The following is a 16,191-nucleotide window of genomic DNA, read 5'->3' as shown; positions in this document are numbered from 1 at the left end:
GACATGAGTGTTTAGAAGGATTTGTCCCATGGCTGTGTTGCCAGAACTTGAAGCTTTTCTCGAACTCGCCGAGTTCGGTCGGATGACCGGTAAAAGTCGTGCGATGCATGAACAGTCGCCGCAGCAGGCGCGGATCGATTTTGAAGCATCCTCCGGGTTTCTCGATGTGCCGCTGGACCGTGTTGCCTGCGAGGACTTCACGATTGCTGCGCGAGACGGCCATAGCCTGTCGGCGCGGCTGTACCATGACGGGCAATCGGTTGAAGGGCTGCAACCGGTGGTGCTGTATTTCCATGGTGGTGGCTACGTGGTCGGCAGTCTCGATTCCCATGATGCGCTGTGCCGGCGGTTGGCCTCCCAGGGCGGTTTTGCCTTGTTGACGGTGGATTATCGCCTGGCGCCGCAATGGCGATTCCCGACGCCGGTGCAAGATGCCTGCGATGCGGGGAACTGGCTGGTGCGTGAGGGCGCGGCACATGGCCTGGACGCAACACGAGTGGCCGTGGCCGGTGACAGCGTGGGTGCGACGCTGGCGACAGTGTTGTCGATCATGGCCGTGCGTGAACCTGAGGCACTGGCGTTGCAACCCAAAGCGCAGTTGCTGGTGTACCCGGTGACGGATGCCACGACCAAGCGCGCGTCGCATCGGGATTTCGCCGAGGGTTATTTGCTGGAGACGTCGACGCTGGATTGGTTCTATGGGCATTACGGGCGAACGCCAGAGGATCTGGCAGATTGGCGCTGCTCGCCGTTACTGGCGGAGGATCTGTCAGGCGTGGCGCCGGCGTTGGTGTACCTGGCCGGGCATGATCCGTTGCATGACGAAGGGTTGGCGTATGCCGAGCGGCTGCGTGCTGCCGGGAATGAGGTGACGTTGCTGGAACAGCCTGGGATGACCCATGATTTTTTGCGCATGGCAGGGTTGTTGGCGGAGGTGGAAGGGATTCACTCGGAAGTAGCGGAGTGGCTGCGTTCGCGGTTTTGAATGTCGCCATAAAAAATGCCCGTATCTCGCGATACGGGCATTTTTCATTTCAGCTCAGCTCAGCTCAGCCACTCAGAAATCATACTTCGCGGTGATCTGCATGTTACGTGGCTCACCGTAGAACGTGGTGCCGAAGTTACCCAGGCCCGTCTGGTACTTCTTGTCGAAGATGTTATAGGCATTGGCGGTGAAGCTCAGGTGCTCGTCGTACTGATAACGGGTCATCAGGTCCACGAGGGTGTAGCCACCTTGTTTGAGAGAGGTGCTGCCGCCCTCGCCACCGCCCACGTTGGGGCTGTAGCTCTGGCCGTAAAACGCGCTCTGCCAGCTGACACCGCCACCGACGGTGAACTGGTCCAGCGCGCCGGGCAGACGGTAGGTGGTGAACGTACGAATCACGTGTTCGGGTTTGCTGGAGGCCAGCGGGAAACCGAAGATGCGCTGTTCGTCCTTGTCACGGGTGCGGGCGTAGGTGTAGCCGGCAGACACGTTCCAGTCCCGAGCCAGTTCGCCGGCCAGTTCCAGTTCCACGCCGTTGGTGGTGGCGCCGGAGAGTGCTTTGTAGACGTCCCGGCCGGTGTCCGTATTGGTCGTGACGTATTGGGCGACGTTGTCCTGCTCGATGCGGAAGAAGGCCAGGCTGGCGTTCAGTTTGCCTTCGAAGTAGGCCGCCTTCAGGCCTGTCTCGTAGCTGTCGCCTTCAACCGGCTCCAGGGTCTTGCCGCTGGCGTCCTGGTAGATTTGTGGCTGGTAGATCTTGGTGTAGCTGCCGTAGACCGAGTAGGTATCGTTCAGGTCATAGACCACCCCGGCGTAAGGCGTGACAACGCCGTGTTCCTTGTAACTGGCGTGGGTGTCGCTCAGGGTGCCGCCCGGAGTGTAAGAGTAATCTTCGTTGTACTTGAAGGTGCTCAGACGGCTGCCGAGGATGAACGACAGGTCGTCGGTCGGACGCAGGCGCGTGGCCAGATAAAGACCGTTCTGGCTCTGGGTGCGTTCGTATTTGCCGTTTTTCGGGAATTCCTGTTTCGGCAGGTGACCGTTCCAGTCAAAGATGCTGCCCGGTACCAGTTCGAAAGCGCTGGTGTCGTAGGTCGCACCGGTCTGGCGCGAGTGGGAAGCCATGAAGCCAGCCACCAGTTCATGCTCGCGACCGCCCAGGGAGAACGGACCGGAGACGTTTACGTCAGCGGAGTTCTGCACGCGATGACCTTCCCAGCGACCCCAGTACAGGAAGTTGCCTTCGCCAGTAACGGGGTCAGCGGAGCCACCGCTGGCCGAGGCCAATCGGGTATCGTGATCGGTGGTTTTCTGGTCAAAGCTGGCCTTGAATTTCCAATCATTGGCCAGCGCTTGTTCCAGCGACGAGAAGTAGGTGACGCTGTCGAAATCACGACGGCTCCAGTCGGCACCCGGGTTGAAACTGCGCGAGAAATCGGTTCGGCTACCATCGGTGAAGTACGGCGCGTTACCGGTCCACGAACTGCCGCGCGGCGTTGCACTGGACTTGTCGACACCAAAGGTCAGCAGGGTGTCGTCGGTCACGTCAGCTTCAAGGATGCCGTAGTAGATATCTTTTTTCTGGCTGTAGTGGTCGATGTACGAACCTTTGTCCTGATAGGCGCCGACGAAGCGGCCGCGCACGCTGCCGGAATCGTTCAGCGAACCGGAGATGTCGCCTTCGGTGCGGTAGTTATCCCAGGAACCTGCGGTAGCGCTGACCGACGCCTTGAAATCCTTGGTGGGTTTCTTGCGGATCAGGTTGACCGTGGCGGACGGGTCACCCGCGCCAGTCATCAGGCCGGTAGCGCCTTTGATGACTTCGATGTGATCGAGGCTGGCGGCATCGTCGCTGTTGTTGGGGTTCTCACCGTACACGCCGTCGTAGGGGATGTTGACGCCATCGTACTGGAAGTTGGTGATGGCAAAGCCACGGGCGGAAAACTCGGTACGGTCACTGTCGTACTTCTGCGATGTGACGCCAGGGGTATTGCGCAACGCGTCGCCAACGCTTTGTACGCCGCGATCGTCCATCTGCTGACGGGTGACCACGGTGACCGATTGCGGGGTTTCGCGAAGGGTCAGCGGCAGCTTGGTCGCGGTGGTGGACGCGCCGGTGGTGTACGAACCGGTGTCTTCAGTGGTCAGGCCCAGGGCCTGGCCGGAAATGGTGGTTGCGCCCAGTTGCAGGCTCGAGCCGCCGGACACCAGCGTGACGGTATTGCCACTGATCTGGAACGAAATGCCAGTGCCTTTCAGCAGGGCGGCGAGGGCGTCGGAGGGTTCCAGTGAGCCGGACACCGCGCGAGACTTGACCCCTGCAACCTGATCCGGACTGTAGAGGATTTGCAGGTTGGTCTGCATGCCCAGCTCGGTCAGCGCGTTCGAAAGCGATTGACCTGCAATGTTCACTTTCACAGGTGCAGCATTGGCCATCGAGCTCCCCAGCAAGGTGGCGGTCAGCAGTACGCTAGTGAACAGGGTGCGATGCAAAGTCGGGCGCTGTACGGCCAGCGCGAGAGGTGTGGGGCGTGTTTGAGGTCGCATTACTTACCTGAGCTCCTGAAAAAGTGTTGTGCAGCGTTTTGTTAATAGGAATGATTATTAGACGCAGCGCGAACGTAAAACCGGAAAGAAACCGAAAAAATAAATGAATGAAGGCCGTGGTTTTCTGGTTCAGGCAGGAGCCAGATCGGTGACGACTCGCCCGCTTTCCATGCGCACCAGTTGGTCCGCCACGTCGAAATAACGGTCATCGTGGGAAATCACGATGATGGTCTTGCCCAGACGCTTGAGGTCCGGCAGCAGCTCGGTATAGAAGATCCGGCGGAAGGTCGGGTCCTGGTCGGCGGCCCATTCATCGAACACCAGCACCGGACGTTCCTCCAGCCAGGCATTGACCAAGGCCAGGCGTTTGCGCTGGCCGGTGGAGAGGTCGGTGGTGGTGAAGTTGCCGTCCTTGACGCTGACCTTGTGCGCGATCTCCAGCCGTTGCAGGTATTTGTTGGCGTCTTCGGGGATGTGCGTATCGCCCTGGACCACATCATCGAACAGGTAATAGTCAGCAAAAATCGTGGTGAACAATTGGCGATAGTCATCGCGGTTGGTGGCGTCGATCACTTCGCCATTGACGCGGATGGCACCCTGATGCGGTGTGTACAGACCCAGTAGCAGTTTGATCAGCGTGGTCTTGCCGCAACCGTTCTCGCCGACAATAAAGGTGATGTCGCCTTGCTTGATCGTCAGGTTCACCGGCCCGAGCTGGAACGGTGCAGCGCCTTCGGCAGCCGGGAAGCTGAAACGCACATCGGCCAGTTTCAGTTCGTGCACCGATTGTTTGACGTTGCCTTTATCGCTCAGCAGCAGATGAGGTTCGGGAGTGGAAAACTGCTCCGACAGTTCGGCGATGCGGCGAAAAGCAATCTGCGCGCGGCTGACGATGGGCAAAGTGCTGATCAAATGCTCCAGCGGGCCTTTCATATAAAGCAGCACCAGCACGAAGCCGCTCATCACGGTTTTGTCGGCACTCGGCCAAAAGGTTTGCAGGGCCAGGGCCAGGCCGATGACCACGAAGAACAGCATCGAGCCAAACGTTTTGGCGATCACGAAGGTGTTGATCGAACGCACCTGGGTGTTGCAGATGAATTCGGCCGTCGCCTTGATGCCCGAGACGAACATGCGCTGGCGACGTGGGCGATGAATGCGCAGTTCCTTGGCACCTTCGGCAATCGCGTTGTAGTGCTTTTGCAGTTCATCTTCGGCCTCTCGGGCGGCCATGAAGCCCTGCACCCCTTTGCTCTGGGCGTAGGCCTGAATGGCGGTGCCGATCAGGATGGCGGCGACCATGATCAGGAACATCGGCCACGACAGAATGGCCAGGTAGCCCATGCAACCCAGGATCACGGTGACGGAAATGGCCAGCGGCGCGAAGGCGAAGGCGAAGTCACTGATGGTGTCGACATCGTGGGTCAGCACCGGGATCAGGCGGTGGCTGCGATAGCGCTCGATGTGTTCGATGGGGGCCGACAGTACCTTTTCACCCAATTGTTTACGCAGCTTGGCAATGATGTGCTGGCCGACATAGTTGGTGCCGATGTCCGAGCAGATGGAGCTGACCAGTGCCAGCAGGCACAGGCCGGCGAACAGGGCGACAACGCCTTGGGTCAGGCCGGTGTCCGAATGCAGGGCGTTGTTGATGGTCGCCAGCAACAACGTGACGCTCAGGCCGCCGACCATACCCAGGAAAATGGACGCGGCGACAATGAGCCGAAAGGGTTTCAACAGGGCGAACAATTCGCCAATGGCGCCACGGGCAGGCTGGGTCATGGAAGACAGTTCCTTGGGTCGTGAAGGCAGATACCCAGTAGAACGTCTGGTGGAAGGCTTAATTTAGCGCAGGGCGGACGGGTGGTGATCCGTGCCCGTTGATCGTTCCCTCGCGTGGGAACGATCGATTACGGGCGTGACGGCTTAGAGGTCACGCATGATGCGCAGTCCGATCCAGTCGCCACGCTCTTGCGGGTACTGGCTGTTGCGGTTGCCGGAGCGCGAGAACACCGGTGCTTCACCCCAATCGTTGCCGCGAATCCGCACGGCTTCGCATTTGGGCTCGACCCAGGCGCTGCCATCGGTGGGGGCGCCGACGTAATCAGGGTGTTCGCAGTCTTCCACCCATTCATAGACATTGCCATGCATGTCGTACAGGCCAAAGGCGTTCGGCGGGTAGCTGCCCACTGGCGAGCTGAAGCTGTAACCATCCGCTGGGCCATAGGTGTTGGCGTGCTTGGCGATGCTGTATTCCTTGCCTTCATCGAACGGGAAGGGGAACGGCCCTTTGCTGCCGCCGCGCGCGGCATATTCGCGTTGGGCTTCACTGACCATGTGGTACTTGTGCCCGGTTTTTTTCGACAGCCAGGCGACGTAGTTTTTCGCGTCGTCGAAGTTCATGCACACCGCCGGCTGGCGCGGACTTTGCGGATAGCGTGGCTTGCTGGCGACGCATTCGCGACCTGGCCGGGTGTCGCCATTGGCAATGGTCACGCCACTTTGGCGCACGTAGCTGTCCCATTCACCGGCCGTGACCTGGAAGCGGCTCATGGCGAACGGCTTGGCGAAGGTCACCTCATGCATTGGACCTTCATCGGGTTCGCGACCGACTTCATCGTCCGGTGTGCCCATGGTGAAGGTGCCGGCTGGCAGCACGACCATTTCCGGGCAGTCCCGGCAGTCCTTGAACACGTTGCCCGGTTGCGCGGTTGCCGCGGCTTGCGCGGTTGCAGGCAGCAGGCCGGCCATGAGGCCTGTCAGTGTGAGCGCCTTGAGCGCCAGGGTCAGCAGATCACGGTTCATGAGTCATCTCGATTAAAGGAAATCACAGGCCATGGCTCAACGCGGCCATGAAACGGTCGATATCGTTTTCAGTGTTGAGCAGGCCGGGGGCGATGCGGATAACCGGGCCGACGTCGCGGTCTACCGAGTCGCAGACCACGCGGTTTTCCATCAGTTGGGCGGCGACTTTTTCACAGTCCCGATCCTTGACCCGGAAGAAGGTGAAACCGGCCGACAGGTCCGTGCTTTTTGGTGTCACCAGTTCGATCTGCGGGTGCTCCAGCAAACGGTTTTTCGCATAGGTATTGAGCGCGTGGATGCGCGCCTGCACCTCGGCCTTGCCCAGGTCCAGGTGCAGCTTGAAGGCTTCGTTCAGGGCCCAGCGATGCTCAAAGCTGTGATAGCCGCCGGGGGTCATGATGGTCGAGAAGGTGGTGGCTTCGGAGAACGTCGGGATGGTCGGCGTCACGTCTTTGAGCTCGGTCGAACGGGCGCAGATGATCCCGGTACCGCGCGGGCCGAACATCCATTTGTGCGTGCCGGCAATGAAGAAATCGCAGTGCATGTCGGGGAAGTCCAGGCCCTCGACGCCGACGCCATGGACGCCGTCGACCACATACAGAATGCGGTCCTTTTCTGCGCGGTTACGGTTCTGCTCGTCCACCAGTTTGCCGATCTCGCTGATCGGCAGTTTCACGCCGCTGCCCGAGTGCACCCACGTCATGCCGAGCACTCGGGTTTCGCGGCGAATGCCTTTGGCGATCGAGCCCAGCACTTCATCCACGGAAATGCTTTGACTGTTCTCGAACAGCTTGAGCTTGCGAACCTTGACCCCGTCCTTTTGCTGGCGGTACTTCAGCGCATAGTTCGTCGCGTAATGTTCGTGTTCGCTGGTGAGGATTTCCTGATCCGGGCGCACATGAATGCCGCCATAGATCAGCGAAAGTCCTTCGGTGGTGCTGCCGGTGAGGGCGATCTGCTCGGGCTTGGCCTTGAGGTAACGGCCGGCCCAGACGCGCACTTGCTGCTCGCGTTTTTCGGTTTCCCCCAGGTCCCAGTCCATGGCCCGGCCGGGGTTGCGGTCGAGGTTGGCGCGGTGCAGGTCGATGGCGTCACGCACAGGTTTGGGGTGCGAAGTCACCAGAAAGTTGGCGAAGTGCAGGTAATCCGGGTCCTGATTGAACATCTGGCGTAGTTGCGCCCATTTATCCTTCGGCAGAGCCGCTGGAGTGGCGGCCAGCGCCGGCAGGTTTACGGCAGCACCCAGGGGCAGGCCGGCCGCGAGAATACTGGCGTGCTTGAGGAATGAACGACGGTTGGTCATGTGCTCGGTTCGCTTTTGCAAAAGAGGGGGGTCAGTTTTTCGCCACAGGCCTGGAAGACTTCTGCACCTGGTCCCAGACCCGCAGGAAGTTGCCGCCCCAGAGCTTGGCGATATCGGCTTCGCCGTAGCCGCGACTGATCAGCTCGGCTGTTACGTTGCGGGTCTCGCTGACATCCTTCCAACCGTCCAGACCGCCGCCATCGTTGAAGTCGGAACTGATGCCGACGTGGTCGATGCCGATTTTCTTCACCGCGTAGTCAATCGCGTCGCCGTAGTCCTTGAGCGTGGCCTTGGGCTCCTCGTCGACGATGGCATAGAGCTGACCGGCGTATTCGCCGAAACGGTGCTCGGACCAGACGGTGATCACCGGGTCGCCCGGCATCAGCGCCATCTCCAGGCCTTGCAGCGGTTGCAGGTCGAAGCGTGCGCGCAGGGCGTTGAGTTTGTCCTGAGTGGCCTGGCTGAGCGGGCGGATGTAGGTCGGGAAAGCGACAATCTGCACCACGCCACCACTGTTCTTGATCAGCTGCATTTCCTGATCGCTGAGGTTGCGCGGGATGTCTACCAACCCGCGTGGTGCCGAATGGGACGCGACCATCGGCGCACGGCTCAGCTGGGCAACTTGCTCCAGCGCCTTGGTCGACATCTGCGAAACGTCGATGATCACGCCGAGGTCGTTGAGGCGTTGCACGGCCTGCTTGCCGAGCTCCGAGAGGCCGCCAAGGGCGTCGCGGGAATCGTTGAAAAACGGCAACGGCCGGGACGAATCGGCCCAGGCGTTGTTGCCCACATAGCTGAAGCCGAACATGCGCATGCCGCGCGCCGCCCACTTGTCCAGGGCGTTCAGGTCGTTGCCCAGCGGATAGGCGTTGAGCATGCTCATGAAAATCGCGAACTTGCCTTCGCCGTGCAGGCGGCGGAAGTCGTCGGGGGTGTAGGCGATGGCGACCTGATGGGGGAAGTCGCGAACCAGTGTGCTGATGATTTTGTAGCGGGTTTCCTGCTCGAACCGTGCTTCGTCAACGAAACCGGCGGTGGGGCGGTGCGGGGCGTTGGCGCCGTTCCATATTTCCGGCCAGCCAAAGATCGTCAGCGCCGCGCCGGACAAACGTCCGCGCCCGGTCTTGACCAGGTCGAACTGCCCGGTGCCGTCCTTGTCCGCTTCATTGCCGGCGGTGCCGAAGTCCAGCGGGACGGTGATGTGGCTGTCGAAGGAGAGGATTCGTTCGTGCAGCTCATCAGCCTGTTTCATCACCTTGACCGGGTACCCTGGGTTGTCCTTGAACCCGTAAACCCAAGCCGCAAAGCCTGCACCGGCGCTGATCGCCAGGGCCAGCGGCAGGCCGATGTAAAGAGCCTTTTTCGAACGTGGTTTTGTCATTGCCGTCTCAGTCAGGTTCGCCGTCGGGGTGCAGGCACAGGGGCCTTTGCTATCTGGGAAGAACGAGTGGCTGGGCGGAAAATTTAGGCGGTTTTACCGGCGCGAGTGATCGTTCCCGCACGGCTCTTAAATTTTCGGGCACAACAAACGTTCTAGCTTGGATAAAGCCTGCTTCATGGCTGACACAGGTAGGGCAATGACGATTTCTCGACGATGGTTCATGGCAGGCCTGGCGCTGACCGGTGCCGCCGTTCCCGCGGCTTTTTATGGGCATCGTGAATGGACGAAACCGGATCCGACGATCACCCCCGGTGAAGCGTCTTTCGATGTCGCGGATGGGGTTGGCCAGCACCTGGCGAACACCTTGCGCGGTGTCTGGCAGATCCGTTTCGAGGGGCCTGACGCGGGCATCGAAGGCCTGCCACGGGACGGGCTGGAGGTGTTTCTCGACATTGGCCACAAAGGTCGTGGCTTGAGCGGGTTCCTCGACACCGCCGAGCGTTTGCGCTCGAACGAAATGCCGCGTTACCAGGTGCTCGGCGATCTGGCCGGCGCCAAACCGGCGCAATTGAGCTGGCGACTGCTCAGTGCCAGTGGCACAGCGGATTACGAATTCAGCATGACGCTGGACGAAGTCTGGGCCGGTTTCGGCAACGCGGGCAGCGGCACGCTCAGTGGTCGGGTGTTGAATCTGGATCGTCCGTTAATATTGACGGCCCAGGACAATCGCTTCATTGCCGTCAAGCGCGTGTTCCCCGAAGCCCGCGAGCGCACCGGCCTCAATCCGACACTGCTGGCCTGGCTGGTTTCGCCCGAGCATCGACTGTTTCACCAGCTCTGGCATGCCTCCCGGGACAAATGGCACACCCTGTCCGAAGACAAGCGCGGCGCCCTGCGCGGCATTGGCTGGCAGCCTGGCCCGCGGGACAAGGAGCGTGATGCGCGTGGCGCGCGCAAGGATCGTAACGGCTCGGGAGTGGATTTCTTCTTCATGCACCGGCACATGCTCGGCAAGGCGCGCTCCCTGCAGGACCTTCCGTCCTGGCAACACTTCCCGTTGCCGCAGCCGGAACTGGCGCGTGATCGCGTTGGGTTCGCCCGCTATTTCGATAACCACGACGGCACGGCGCTGCCGCCGACCTGGCTGGCGGACGACGATGCCGAATACTCGCAATGGGTCAGCGACATCAAGACCGCCGAGACCTACCACAGCAATTTCCAGGTGTGGGAATCGCAGTACCGGGATCTGCGTTATCTGTCGAAATTGACGCTGGGGCAGTTCGGTTCAGAGGTCGAATTGGGCCTGCACGACTGGCTGCACATGCGCTGGGCCTCGGTGCCGCGTGATCCGTCCAACGGCCAACCCGTGCCGTATGCCCGGGATCCGGCGGACTTTTCCGCGCGCTGGTATGCGCCGGAAAACGATTTTCTCGGCGATCCGTTTTCGTCCCACGTGAACCCGGTGTTCTGGCATTTTCACGGCTGGATCGACGATCGTCTGGAAGACTGGTTCCGTGCGCACGAGCGCTTTCATCCGGGGGAGGTCAGGCGGCTGCACGTAAATGGCGTGCCTTGGTTTACGCCCGGCCGTTGGGTCGAGATCGACGACCCGTGGCTCGGCCCGAGCACCCATGGTTGCAGCACCACTCCGGGGTTACAGGCTGGCAAGTCGGTGGAGATGGACCCGGAAACCATGAAGCTGGCGTTGCGGATTACCTTTGGTGATGACGAGAAGAAACTGGCGGATCTTTTGCGCAAGGTGCCGCAGCGGCCTTGGTATGCGCGGCATTTGAAGGCCAAAGCCTAGATCGAAAGATCGCCGCGTTCGGACGATCTTTTGATTTTTAGAGTGTCTGCCACCCGCCACCCAGCGCCTTGTACAACGCAATACTCGCCTGCAACCGCGACAACCGCAGCTGCACATTCAAATCCTGCGCCGCATACAGCGTGCGCTGTGTCTCCAACACCGTCAGCCAATCCTCGGCACCGGCCTGGTATCGGCGTTGTGCAATGTTGAACGCCGTCTGCGCCTGGTTCAGTTCTTCACTTTGCCACTGCCGCTGTTCGTCCAGACCGCGAATGCTGTTCAACGCGTGTTCCACATCGGCGAACCCATCGATGATCGCCCCGCGATACGTCTCCAGCAGTTCCTCCTGACGGGCTGTGGCCTTGTCGCGCTCGGCGCTAAGGCGACCATTGTTGAAGACCGGTGCGAGCAGTCCGGCGGTGAGGTTGTAGAAGGGGCTGCGCAGGACATCGACGGCGCGGTCGGCACCGGAGCCTATGTCTGCGCTGAGGGTTACGGTCGGCAACATGGCGGCGCGGGCGACGGTGACGTCGGCTTGTGCGGCGGCCAATTGCGCTTCGGCGCGGGCGATGTCCGGGCGACGGCTGATCAGCTCACTGGGCAGCCCCGCGCCAATGGTTGGCCATGACAGTTGATCAAAGCGTTCCTGACCCAAAGACAACGCCTGCACCGGCCGGCCGAGCAGGGCGGCAAGGCTGATCTGTGCGTCCTGAGCCTGTTGCTGCACCAGCGGCCATTGTCGTTGTTGCGCGGCGACCAGGCTCTTTTGCTGCGCCACCTCCAGCGCGGTTGCCGAGCCTGCGTCAAAACGCGTCTGCACCAGTTTCAAAACATGCTGCGCGTTCGCCAGGTTCAGTTCGGCGATGCGACTTTGCTCGCGCAGCGACAAGCTCTGCGCGTAGCGGTTGGCCACGCCGCTGAGCAGCGTCAGCTCCACCGTCGCTTGATCGGCTTCGCTGGCTTGCAAACCGAATTGCGCACTGTCGCGGGAGGCGCGTTGGCCGCCCCAGAAGTCGACTTCGTAAGTGGCGCTGAGGTTGGCGTTAAAGTAATCGACAGCCTTGTTATCACTGTCGGCATCGAGCTGGCTGTAGCCGTTGCCGCGTAATAGTTTCTGCCGATTGGCGTTCAGGCCGGTCTTGACCTCCGGCAGCAGAGAGCCGCCGGCAATCACGGTGTCGGCTTGCGCTTGACGCACCCGGGCGATGGCGGCGGCCAGATCGAAACTGCCGACCTGGGCCTGTTCGATCAGGCGATCAAGCTGCGGGCTGCCGAACTGCGTCCACCATTGCAGATTGCTGCGAGTAGCACGGTGAGTATGTGGCGATTGCCAGGCGGCGGGCGGCTGGAGCCCACTGTCCGGACGCTGGACGGGACTGCCGCAGGCGCCGAGCAACAGGCAGAGGGTTAGCAGGCTGAGTTGCGGCTTCATAGATCGATCATTCACTGGTAAGGGCTGTGACCGGGTCGAGTCGGGCAGCTTTGCGGGCCGGCATGAAGCCGAAGACAACACCGGTGACAAGCGCGCAGCCGAAGGCGCCGAGCACCGCTATCAAGGAGAACGCGACGGCGACTTCGCAGAGGATCAGCACGCCGCCGACGATCATCGCCAGGGCGATCCCGGCCAGCCCTCCGACCACCGAAAGCATCACCGCTTCGGTGAGGAACTGGCGCAGAATGTCGCGTTGACGGGCGCCGGTGGCCATGCGGATACCGATTTCGCGGGTGCGTTCGCGCACGGTCATGAGCATGATGTTCATCACGCCGATCCCGCCGACCAGCAACGAAATCGCGGCAATCGAGCCGAGCATCAGCGACAGGGTATTTTGTGTGCGTGCCTCGGCCTGAATCATCGCCGCGTTGTTGGTCAGTTCGAAATCCTTCTTGCCGTTGTGCAGGCGCAGCATCAACTGCTCGATGGCTTTTTCGGTCTCTTTGACGTTGCGTGCGTCGGCGGCAGCGATGGCGACGTATTCGGGGTTGTAGGTGCCGAATAGCCGCACGCTGGCAGCGGAGTAGGGGATTGCGATGCGGTCGTCGCTGTCGGAATCGCCCGAGCTGGCGCCTTTTTCCCCAAGCACGCCGACCACCTGGAACGGCACGTTCTCGATCAGGATGTATTGGCCGATCGGGTTAACGACGTCCTTGAGCAACCGGGTTCGCACTTTGTGGCCGATCACCGCGACCGCCGCCGCATTGCGTTCATCGTCCTGGGTGAAATAGCTGCCTTGTACCACCGGCCAGTTGAAAATCGCCGGGAAATTCGTGTCGTTGCCGCCGACATAACTCAGGTGGTCAAGGTTGCCGAAACGCACCCCAGCCTCCTGGCCATTGACCGGCATGATGCGCGTCACTTGCGGCAGGCTCCCCACCGCTGCGACGTCATCCAGGGTGACGATGCCCCGCGGCGTTCGCGGGTTTGGTGAGGAGCCACCGAGGTAAATGATGTTGGAGCCGAACGCGCCCATTTGCGCCATCACCTGGCGCTTGCTGCCTTCGCCGACGGCCAGCATGACCACCACCGACGCCACGCCGATGATGATCCCCAGCAACGTCAGTGCGGTGCGAAAGCGGTTGATCCACATGACCCGCCACGCAGCCTGCACCGCATCGACCAGCTCGCCTTTCCAGGCGCCCGTGGCTTCGGCGCCTTCGGTCAGGCGCTTGCGTAAGTCCACTGCTTGCAGTGCGCCAGGGTTGGCTGAAGTGTGTACCTCTGGGTTGTCGCGGGCGCTGTCGCTGATGATCAGCCCGTCGCGAATTTCGATGATGCGTTTGGCCCGAGCCGCAACGTCTCGGTCGTGGGTAATGAGGATCACCACGTGGCCCTGACTCGCCAGTTCGTCGAGCAGGGTCATGACCTCGGCACCGCTGTGGCTGTCGAGGGCACCGGTGGGCTCGTCGGCGAGGATGATGTGGCCGCCGTTCATCAAGGCGCGGGCGATGGACACCCGTTGTTGCTGGCCGCCGGAGAGCTGGTGCGGTCGGTTGCCGGTGCGCGAGGCCAGGCCGAGGCGGTCGAGCAGGGCGGCAGCGCGGGCGTGGCGTTCGGCGGCCGGTAAGCCTGCGTAAATGGCCGGCATCTCGACGTTTTCCTGGGCCGAGCCGGACGGGATCAGGTGATAACCCTGGAACACAAAGCCAAAGGCTTCGCGGCGCAGCCAGGCCAGTTCGTCGCTGTCGAGTGCGGCGACGTTTTCCCCGGCGAAGCGGTATTCGCCCGACGTGGGGCGGTCAAGGCAGCCGAGAATGTTCATCAGCGTCGACTTGCCGGAGCCGGAGGCACCGACGATCGCCACGAATTCCCCGGCATGGATCGACAGGTCGATGCCACGCAGTACGTGAACTTGCGGTGAATCGCCGCCGCCGTAGGCTTTGCGGATGTCCTGCAAGTCGATCAGAGGCGTCAGCATTCAGCCGCCACTCCCATCGGCTGGACCGATCAACAGGTGATCACCTTCCTGCAAGCCATCGAGAACCTGCACCCGCAGACGATCGCTGATGCCGGTGCGCACCTCGCGCTGCTCGATGCGGCCATTTTTGGCGACGACCTGGGCGGTCTGATTGTCCACCCCAGCGCCAGCTTGCAGGGCTGCGATAGGTGCGGTGAGGACGTTTTTCGCCTGCTCGGCGACGAAGAAGACTTGCGTGGTCATTTCCGCCATCAGGGCGTTGTCGGCGTTATCAATGTCCAGCAGTACGGTGTACAGCACCACGCGAGCGCTACCACTTTTGCTCGCGCTGGCCGGGTTGCCGCCGCCCTGGCTGGTCTGGTCCAGCGGCTTGGGCGGCACCGGTAGAATCTGCCGCACGGTGCTGTTCCAGCGACGGTTGCCGCCGCTGAGGGTGGTGAACCAGGCGGTCATGCCGGGTTTGACATGACCGATGTCGGCTTCCGACACTTCGGCCCAGACGGTCATCGGCGACAACTTGGCGATGCGCAGAATCAGTGGCGTTTGTTGCTGGGCGTTGAGGGTCTGGCCGACCCGGGCATCGAGTGCAACGACGGTTCCGCTCATTGGCGCATAGATGCGGGTGTAACCCAGTTCCGCCTGATCGCTGCGCAGACTGGCCTGGGCCTGGCGGATCTGCGCCTGGAACATATCGACACGGGCCTGGGCGGCGCGCAGTTCGGCCTGGGCGGTCTGCACATCTTCTTCGCGGGTGGCGCCACCGGCCTTGAGGTGCTGCTGGCGCTGGAATTTCTGCCGGGAGAGGTCGTGTTGAGCCCGTTGTTCCTGCAGCTGTGCCTTGAGGTTTTCTATGGAGAAGCGCCCAGCGTCGAGTTTGGCCTGTTGCGTGGACGGATCGATTTCCACCAGTAACTGGCCTTCCTCGACCACATCGCCGACTTCCACGTGGATCTTGTGGATCTGCCCGGACGCCTGGGCACCGACGTCGACATAGCGTCGAGGTTGCAACGTGCCCAGCGCGGTAACGCTGCTTTCGATGTCTGCACGGGTGACCTGCACGGTGGCGAACGGGTCTCGACCGGGCGGGATGATCTGCCAGGCGGCGACGGCGATAACGGGGATCAGACAAAGTGCTACAAGCAGGGCGCGTCGGGTCTGTCGGGGACGTTTCATGCAGGGTTCCGGCCAATGAATATCGGCCCGTCGTTCAAAACCGTTGAATCGGGACGGGGAGCTGTCCTGTAAACGAGGAAAGTGGCAGGAAATTTAGGTTTATGACTATTTGTCGGGCTAGGTGAAGCAATACTTTAAATCTATATGAGAATTACTATAAATTACGCGCCTCGAACTGCCACTATCGTGCCACTGCCCATTTCGGCAGTCGACGGTCTGGCTCAAGGACAGAAACCGCACCCCTGCGGTCGGGAGTCATGTTGGAAAACTACTATCGCGAGCTGGTGTGTTTTTTGAACGCCAAGCTGGGCAACCGTCAGGTGGCTGAAGATGTGGTGCATGACGCTTATCTGCGGGTTCTGGAGCGGTCCAGCGACACGCCGATCGAACAACCTCGGGCGTTCCTGTACCGCACCGCGCTCAATCTGGTGATCGACGACCATCGGCGCAATGCCCTGCGTCAGGTCGAATCCCTGGAAGTGCTCGACAACGAAGAGCGCTACTTCACCCCATCCCCTCATCACAGCCTCGATCATGGCCAACGCCTGGAGATGCTCCAGCGTGCATTGGCGCAATTGCCACGGGTGTGCCGCGAGAGTTTCCTGCTGCGCAAGATCGAAGGTCTGTCGCACCCGGAGATCGCCGAACACCTGGGCATTTCCCGCGCGATGGTGGAGAAGCACATCGTCAATGCGATGAAGCATTGCCGGGTGCGGATGCTGCAATGGGATGCCCATTGATCCGACCCGATCAATCAAGCGGCATTAAATTTTTTTTCAT

11 protein-coding genes are annotated in these 16,191 nt (G+C 61.2%); 3 read left to right on the top strand and 8 right to left on the bottom strand.

Annotation, left to right across the window (positions count from 1 at the left end):
- The first annotated feature begins 28 nt into the window (after positions 1-28).
- Positions 29-985 (top strand): alpha/beta hydrolase, encoded by a 957-nt coding sequence (locus tag ACXPVS_RS14745; protein ID WP_458510585.1) that lies wholly within the window; start codon positions 29-31, stop codon positions 983-985.
- Between the two features lie 72 nt (positions 986-1,057).
- On the opposite strand, the gene ACXPVS_RS14740 is transcribed toward ACXPVS_RS14745, so the two are convergent.
- The 5 genes from ACXPVS_RS14740 to pvdM form a co-directional block, all read right to left on the bottom strand.
- On the bottom strand, positions 1,058-3,532 hold the full coding sequence (locus ACXPVS_RS14740; protein ID WP_458510584.1) for a TonB-dependent siderophore receptor: 2,475 nt from the start codon (positions 3,530-3,532) through the stop codon (positions 1,058-1,060).
- 129 nt (positions 3,533-3,661) lie between these two features.
- The gene (locus ACXPVS_RS14735; RefSeq protein ID WP_458510583.1) at positions 3,662-5,311 is read right to left on the bottom strand and encodes a cyclic peptide export ABC transporter; all 1,650 of its coding nucleotides are present in this window, start codon (positions 5,309-5,311) and stop codon (positions 3,662-3,664) included.
- A gap of 144 nt (positions 5,312-5,455) precedes the next feature.
- Positions 5,456-6,334, bottom strand: coding sequence for a dihydropyoverdine dehydrogenase (gene pvdO / locus ACXPVS_RS14730; RefSeq protein ID WP_458510582.1), 879 nt, complete (start codon positions 6,332-6,334; stop codon positions 5,456-5,458).
- A 22-nt stretch (positions 6,335-6,356) separates the two neighbouring features.
- Entirely contained in the window at positions 6,357-7,637 is a 1,281-nt protein-coding gene (gene pvdN, locus ACXPVS_RS14725) for a pyoverdine-tailoring periplasmic protein PvdN (protein ID WP_458510581.1), read from the bottom strand.
- Between the two features lie 31 nt (positions 7,638-7,668).
- Complete coding sequence (gene pvdM, locus ACXPVS_RS14720) at positions 7,669-9,018, bottom strand: pyoverdine-tailoring dipeptidase-like protein PvdM (protein ID WP_458510580.1); 1,350 nt, start codon at positions 9,016-9,018, stop codon at positions 7,669-7,671.
- A gap of 196 nt (positions 9,019-9,214) precedes the next feature.
- Here pvdM and pvdP point away from each other — a divergent pair, with 196 nt between their 5' ends.
- Positions 9,215-10,825, top strand: coding sequence for a pyoverdine maturation tyrosinase PvdP (gene pvdP, locus ACXPVS_RS14715; protein ID WP_458510579.1), 1,611 nt, complete (start codon positions 9,215-9,217; stop codon positions 10,823-10,825).
- A 37-nt stretch (positions 10,826-10,862) separates the two neighbouring features.
- Here pvdP and ACXPVS_RS14710 read toward each other — a convergent pair whose 3' ends face one another.
- Genes ACXPVS_RS14710 through ACXPVS_RS14700 form a run of 3 tightly spaced genes read right to left on the bottom strand, consistent with a single transcriptional unit; the run spans position 10,863 to position 15,411 of the window.
- Positions 10,863-12,257 carry an efflux transporter outer membrane subunit gene (locus tag ACXPVS_RS14710; protein ID WP_458510578.1) on the bottom strand — a complete coding sequence of 465 codons (1,395 nt, stop codon included), beginning with the start codon at positions 12,255-12,257 and terminating at the stop codon, positions 10,863-10,865.
- A 7-nt stretch (positions 12,258-12,264) separates the two neighbouring features.
- Positions 12,265-14,238, bottom strand: coding sequence for a MacB family efflux pump subunit (locus ACXPVS_RS14705; RefSeq protein ID WP_458510577.1), 1,974 nt, complete (start codon positions 14,236-14,238; stop codon positions 12,265-12,267).
- Positions 14,239-15,411, bottom strand: a complete 1,173-nt coding sequence (locus ACXPVS_RS14700; RefSeq protein WP_458510576.1) for an efflux RND transporter periplasmic adaptor subunit — start codon at positions 15,409-15,411, stop codon at positions 14,239-14,241.
- A 257-nt stretch (positions 15,412-15,668) separates the two neighbouring features.
- Between ACXPVS_RS14700 and ACXPVS_RS14695 the strand changes: the two genes are divergently transcribed.
- Complete coding sequence (locus ACXPVS_RS14695) at positions 15,669-16,151, top strand: sigma-70 family RNA polymerase sigma factor (protein WP_458510575.1); 483 nt, start codon at positions 15,669-15,671, stop codon at positions 16,149-16,151.
- The last annotated feature ends 40 nt before the right edge of the window (positions 16,152-16,191 follow it).

This window comes from Pseudomonas sp. Ma2-10, assembly GCF_054330215.1.
Note: the sequence above shows the minus strand (reverse complement) of the source record. Positions and strands in the feature narration are given on the sequence as shown.

Excerpts from the sequence above, each read along its gene's own strand:
- ACXPVS_RS14745 (WP_458510585.1), top strand. The coding sequence starts at position 29 with ATGGCTGTGTTGCCAGAACTTGAAGCTTTTCTCGAACTCGCCGAGTTC.
- ACXPVS_RS14740 (WP_458510584.1), bottom strand. The coding sequence starts at position 3,532 with ATGCGACCTCAAACACGCCCCACACCTCTCGCGCTGGCCGTACAGCGC.
- ACXPVS_RS14735 (WP_458510583.1), bottom strand. The coding sequence starts at position 5,311 with ATGACCCAGCCTGCCCGTGGCGCCATTGGCGAATTGTTCGCCCTGTTG.
- pvdO (WP_458510582.1), bottom strand. The coding sequence starts at position 6,334 with ATGAACCGTGATCTGCTGACCCTGGCGCTCAAGGCGCTCACACTGACA.
- pvdN (WP_458510581.1), bottom strand. The coding sequence starts at position 7,637 with ATGACCAACCGTCGTTCATTCCTCAAGCACGCCAGTATTCTCGCGGCC.
- pvdM (WP_458510580.1), bottom strand. The coding sequence starts at position 9,018 with ATGACAAAACCACGTTCGAAAAAGGCTCTTTACATCGGCCTGCCGCTG.
- pvdP (WP_458510579.1), top strand. The coding sequence starts at position 9,215 with ATGACGATTTCTCGACGATGGTTCATGGCAGGCCTGGCGCTGACCGGT.
- ACXPVS_RS14710 (WP_458510578.1), bottom strand. The coding sequence starts at position 12,257 with ATGAAGCCGCAACTCAGCCTGCTAACCCTCTGCCTGTTGCTCGGCGCC.
- ACXPVS_RS14705 (WP_458510577.1), bottom strand. The coding sequence starts at position 14,238 with ATGCTGACGCCTCTGATCGACTTGCAGGACATCCGCAAAGCCTACGGC.
- ACXPVS_RS14700 (WP_458510576.1), bottom strand. The coding sequence starts at position 15,411 with ATGAAACGTCCCCGACAGACCCGACGCGCCCTGCTTGTAGCACTTTGT.
- ACXPVS_RS14695 (WP_458510575.1), top strand. The coding sequence starts at position 15,669 with ATGTTGGAAAACTACTATCGCGAGCTGGTGTGTTTTTTGAACGCCAAG.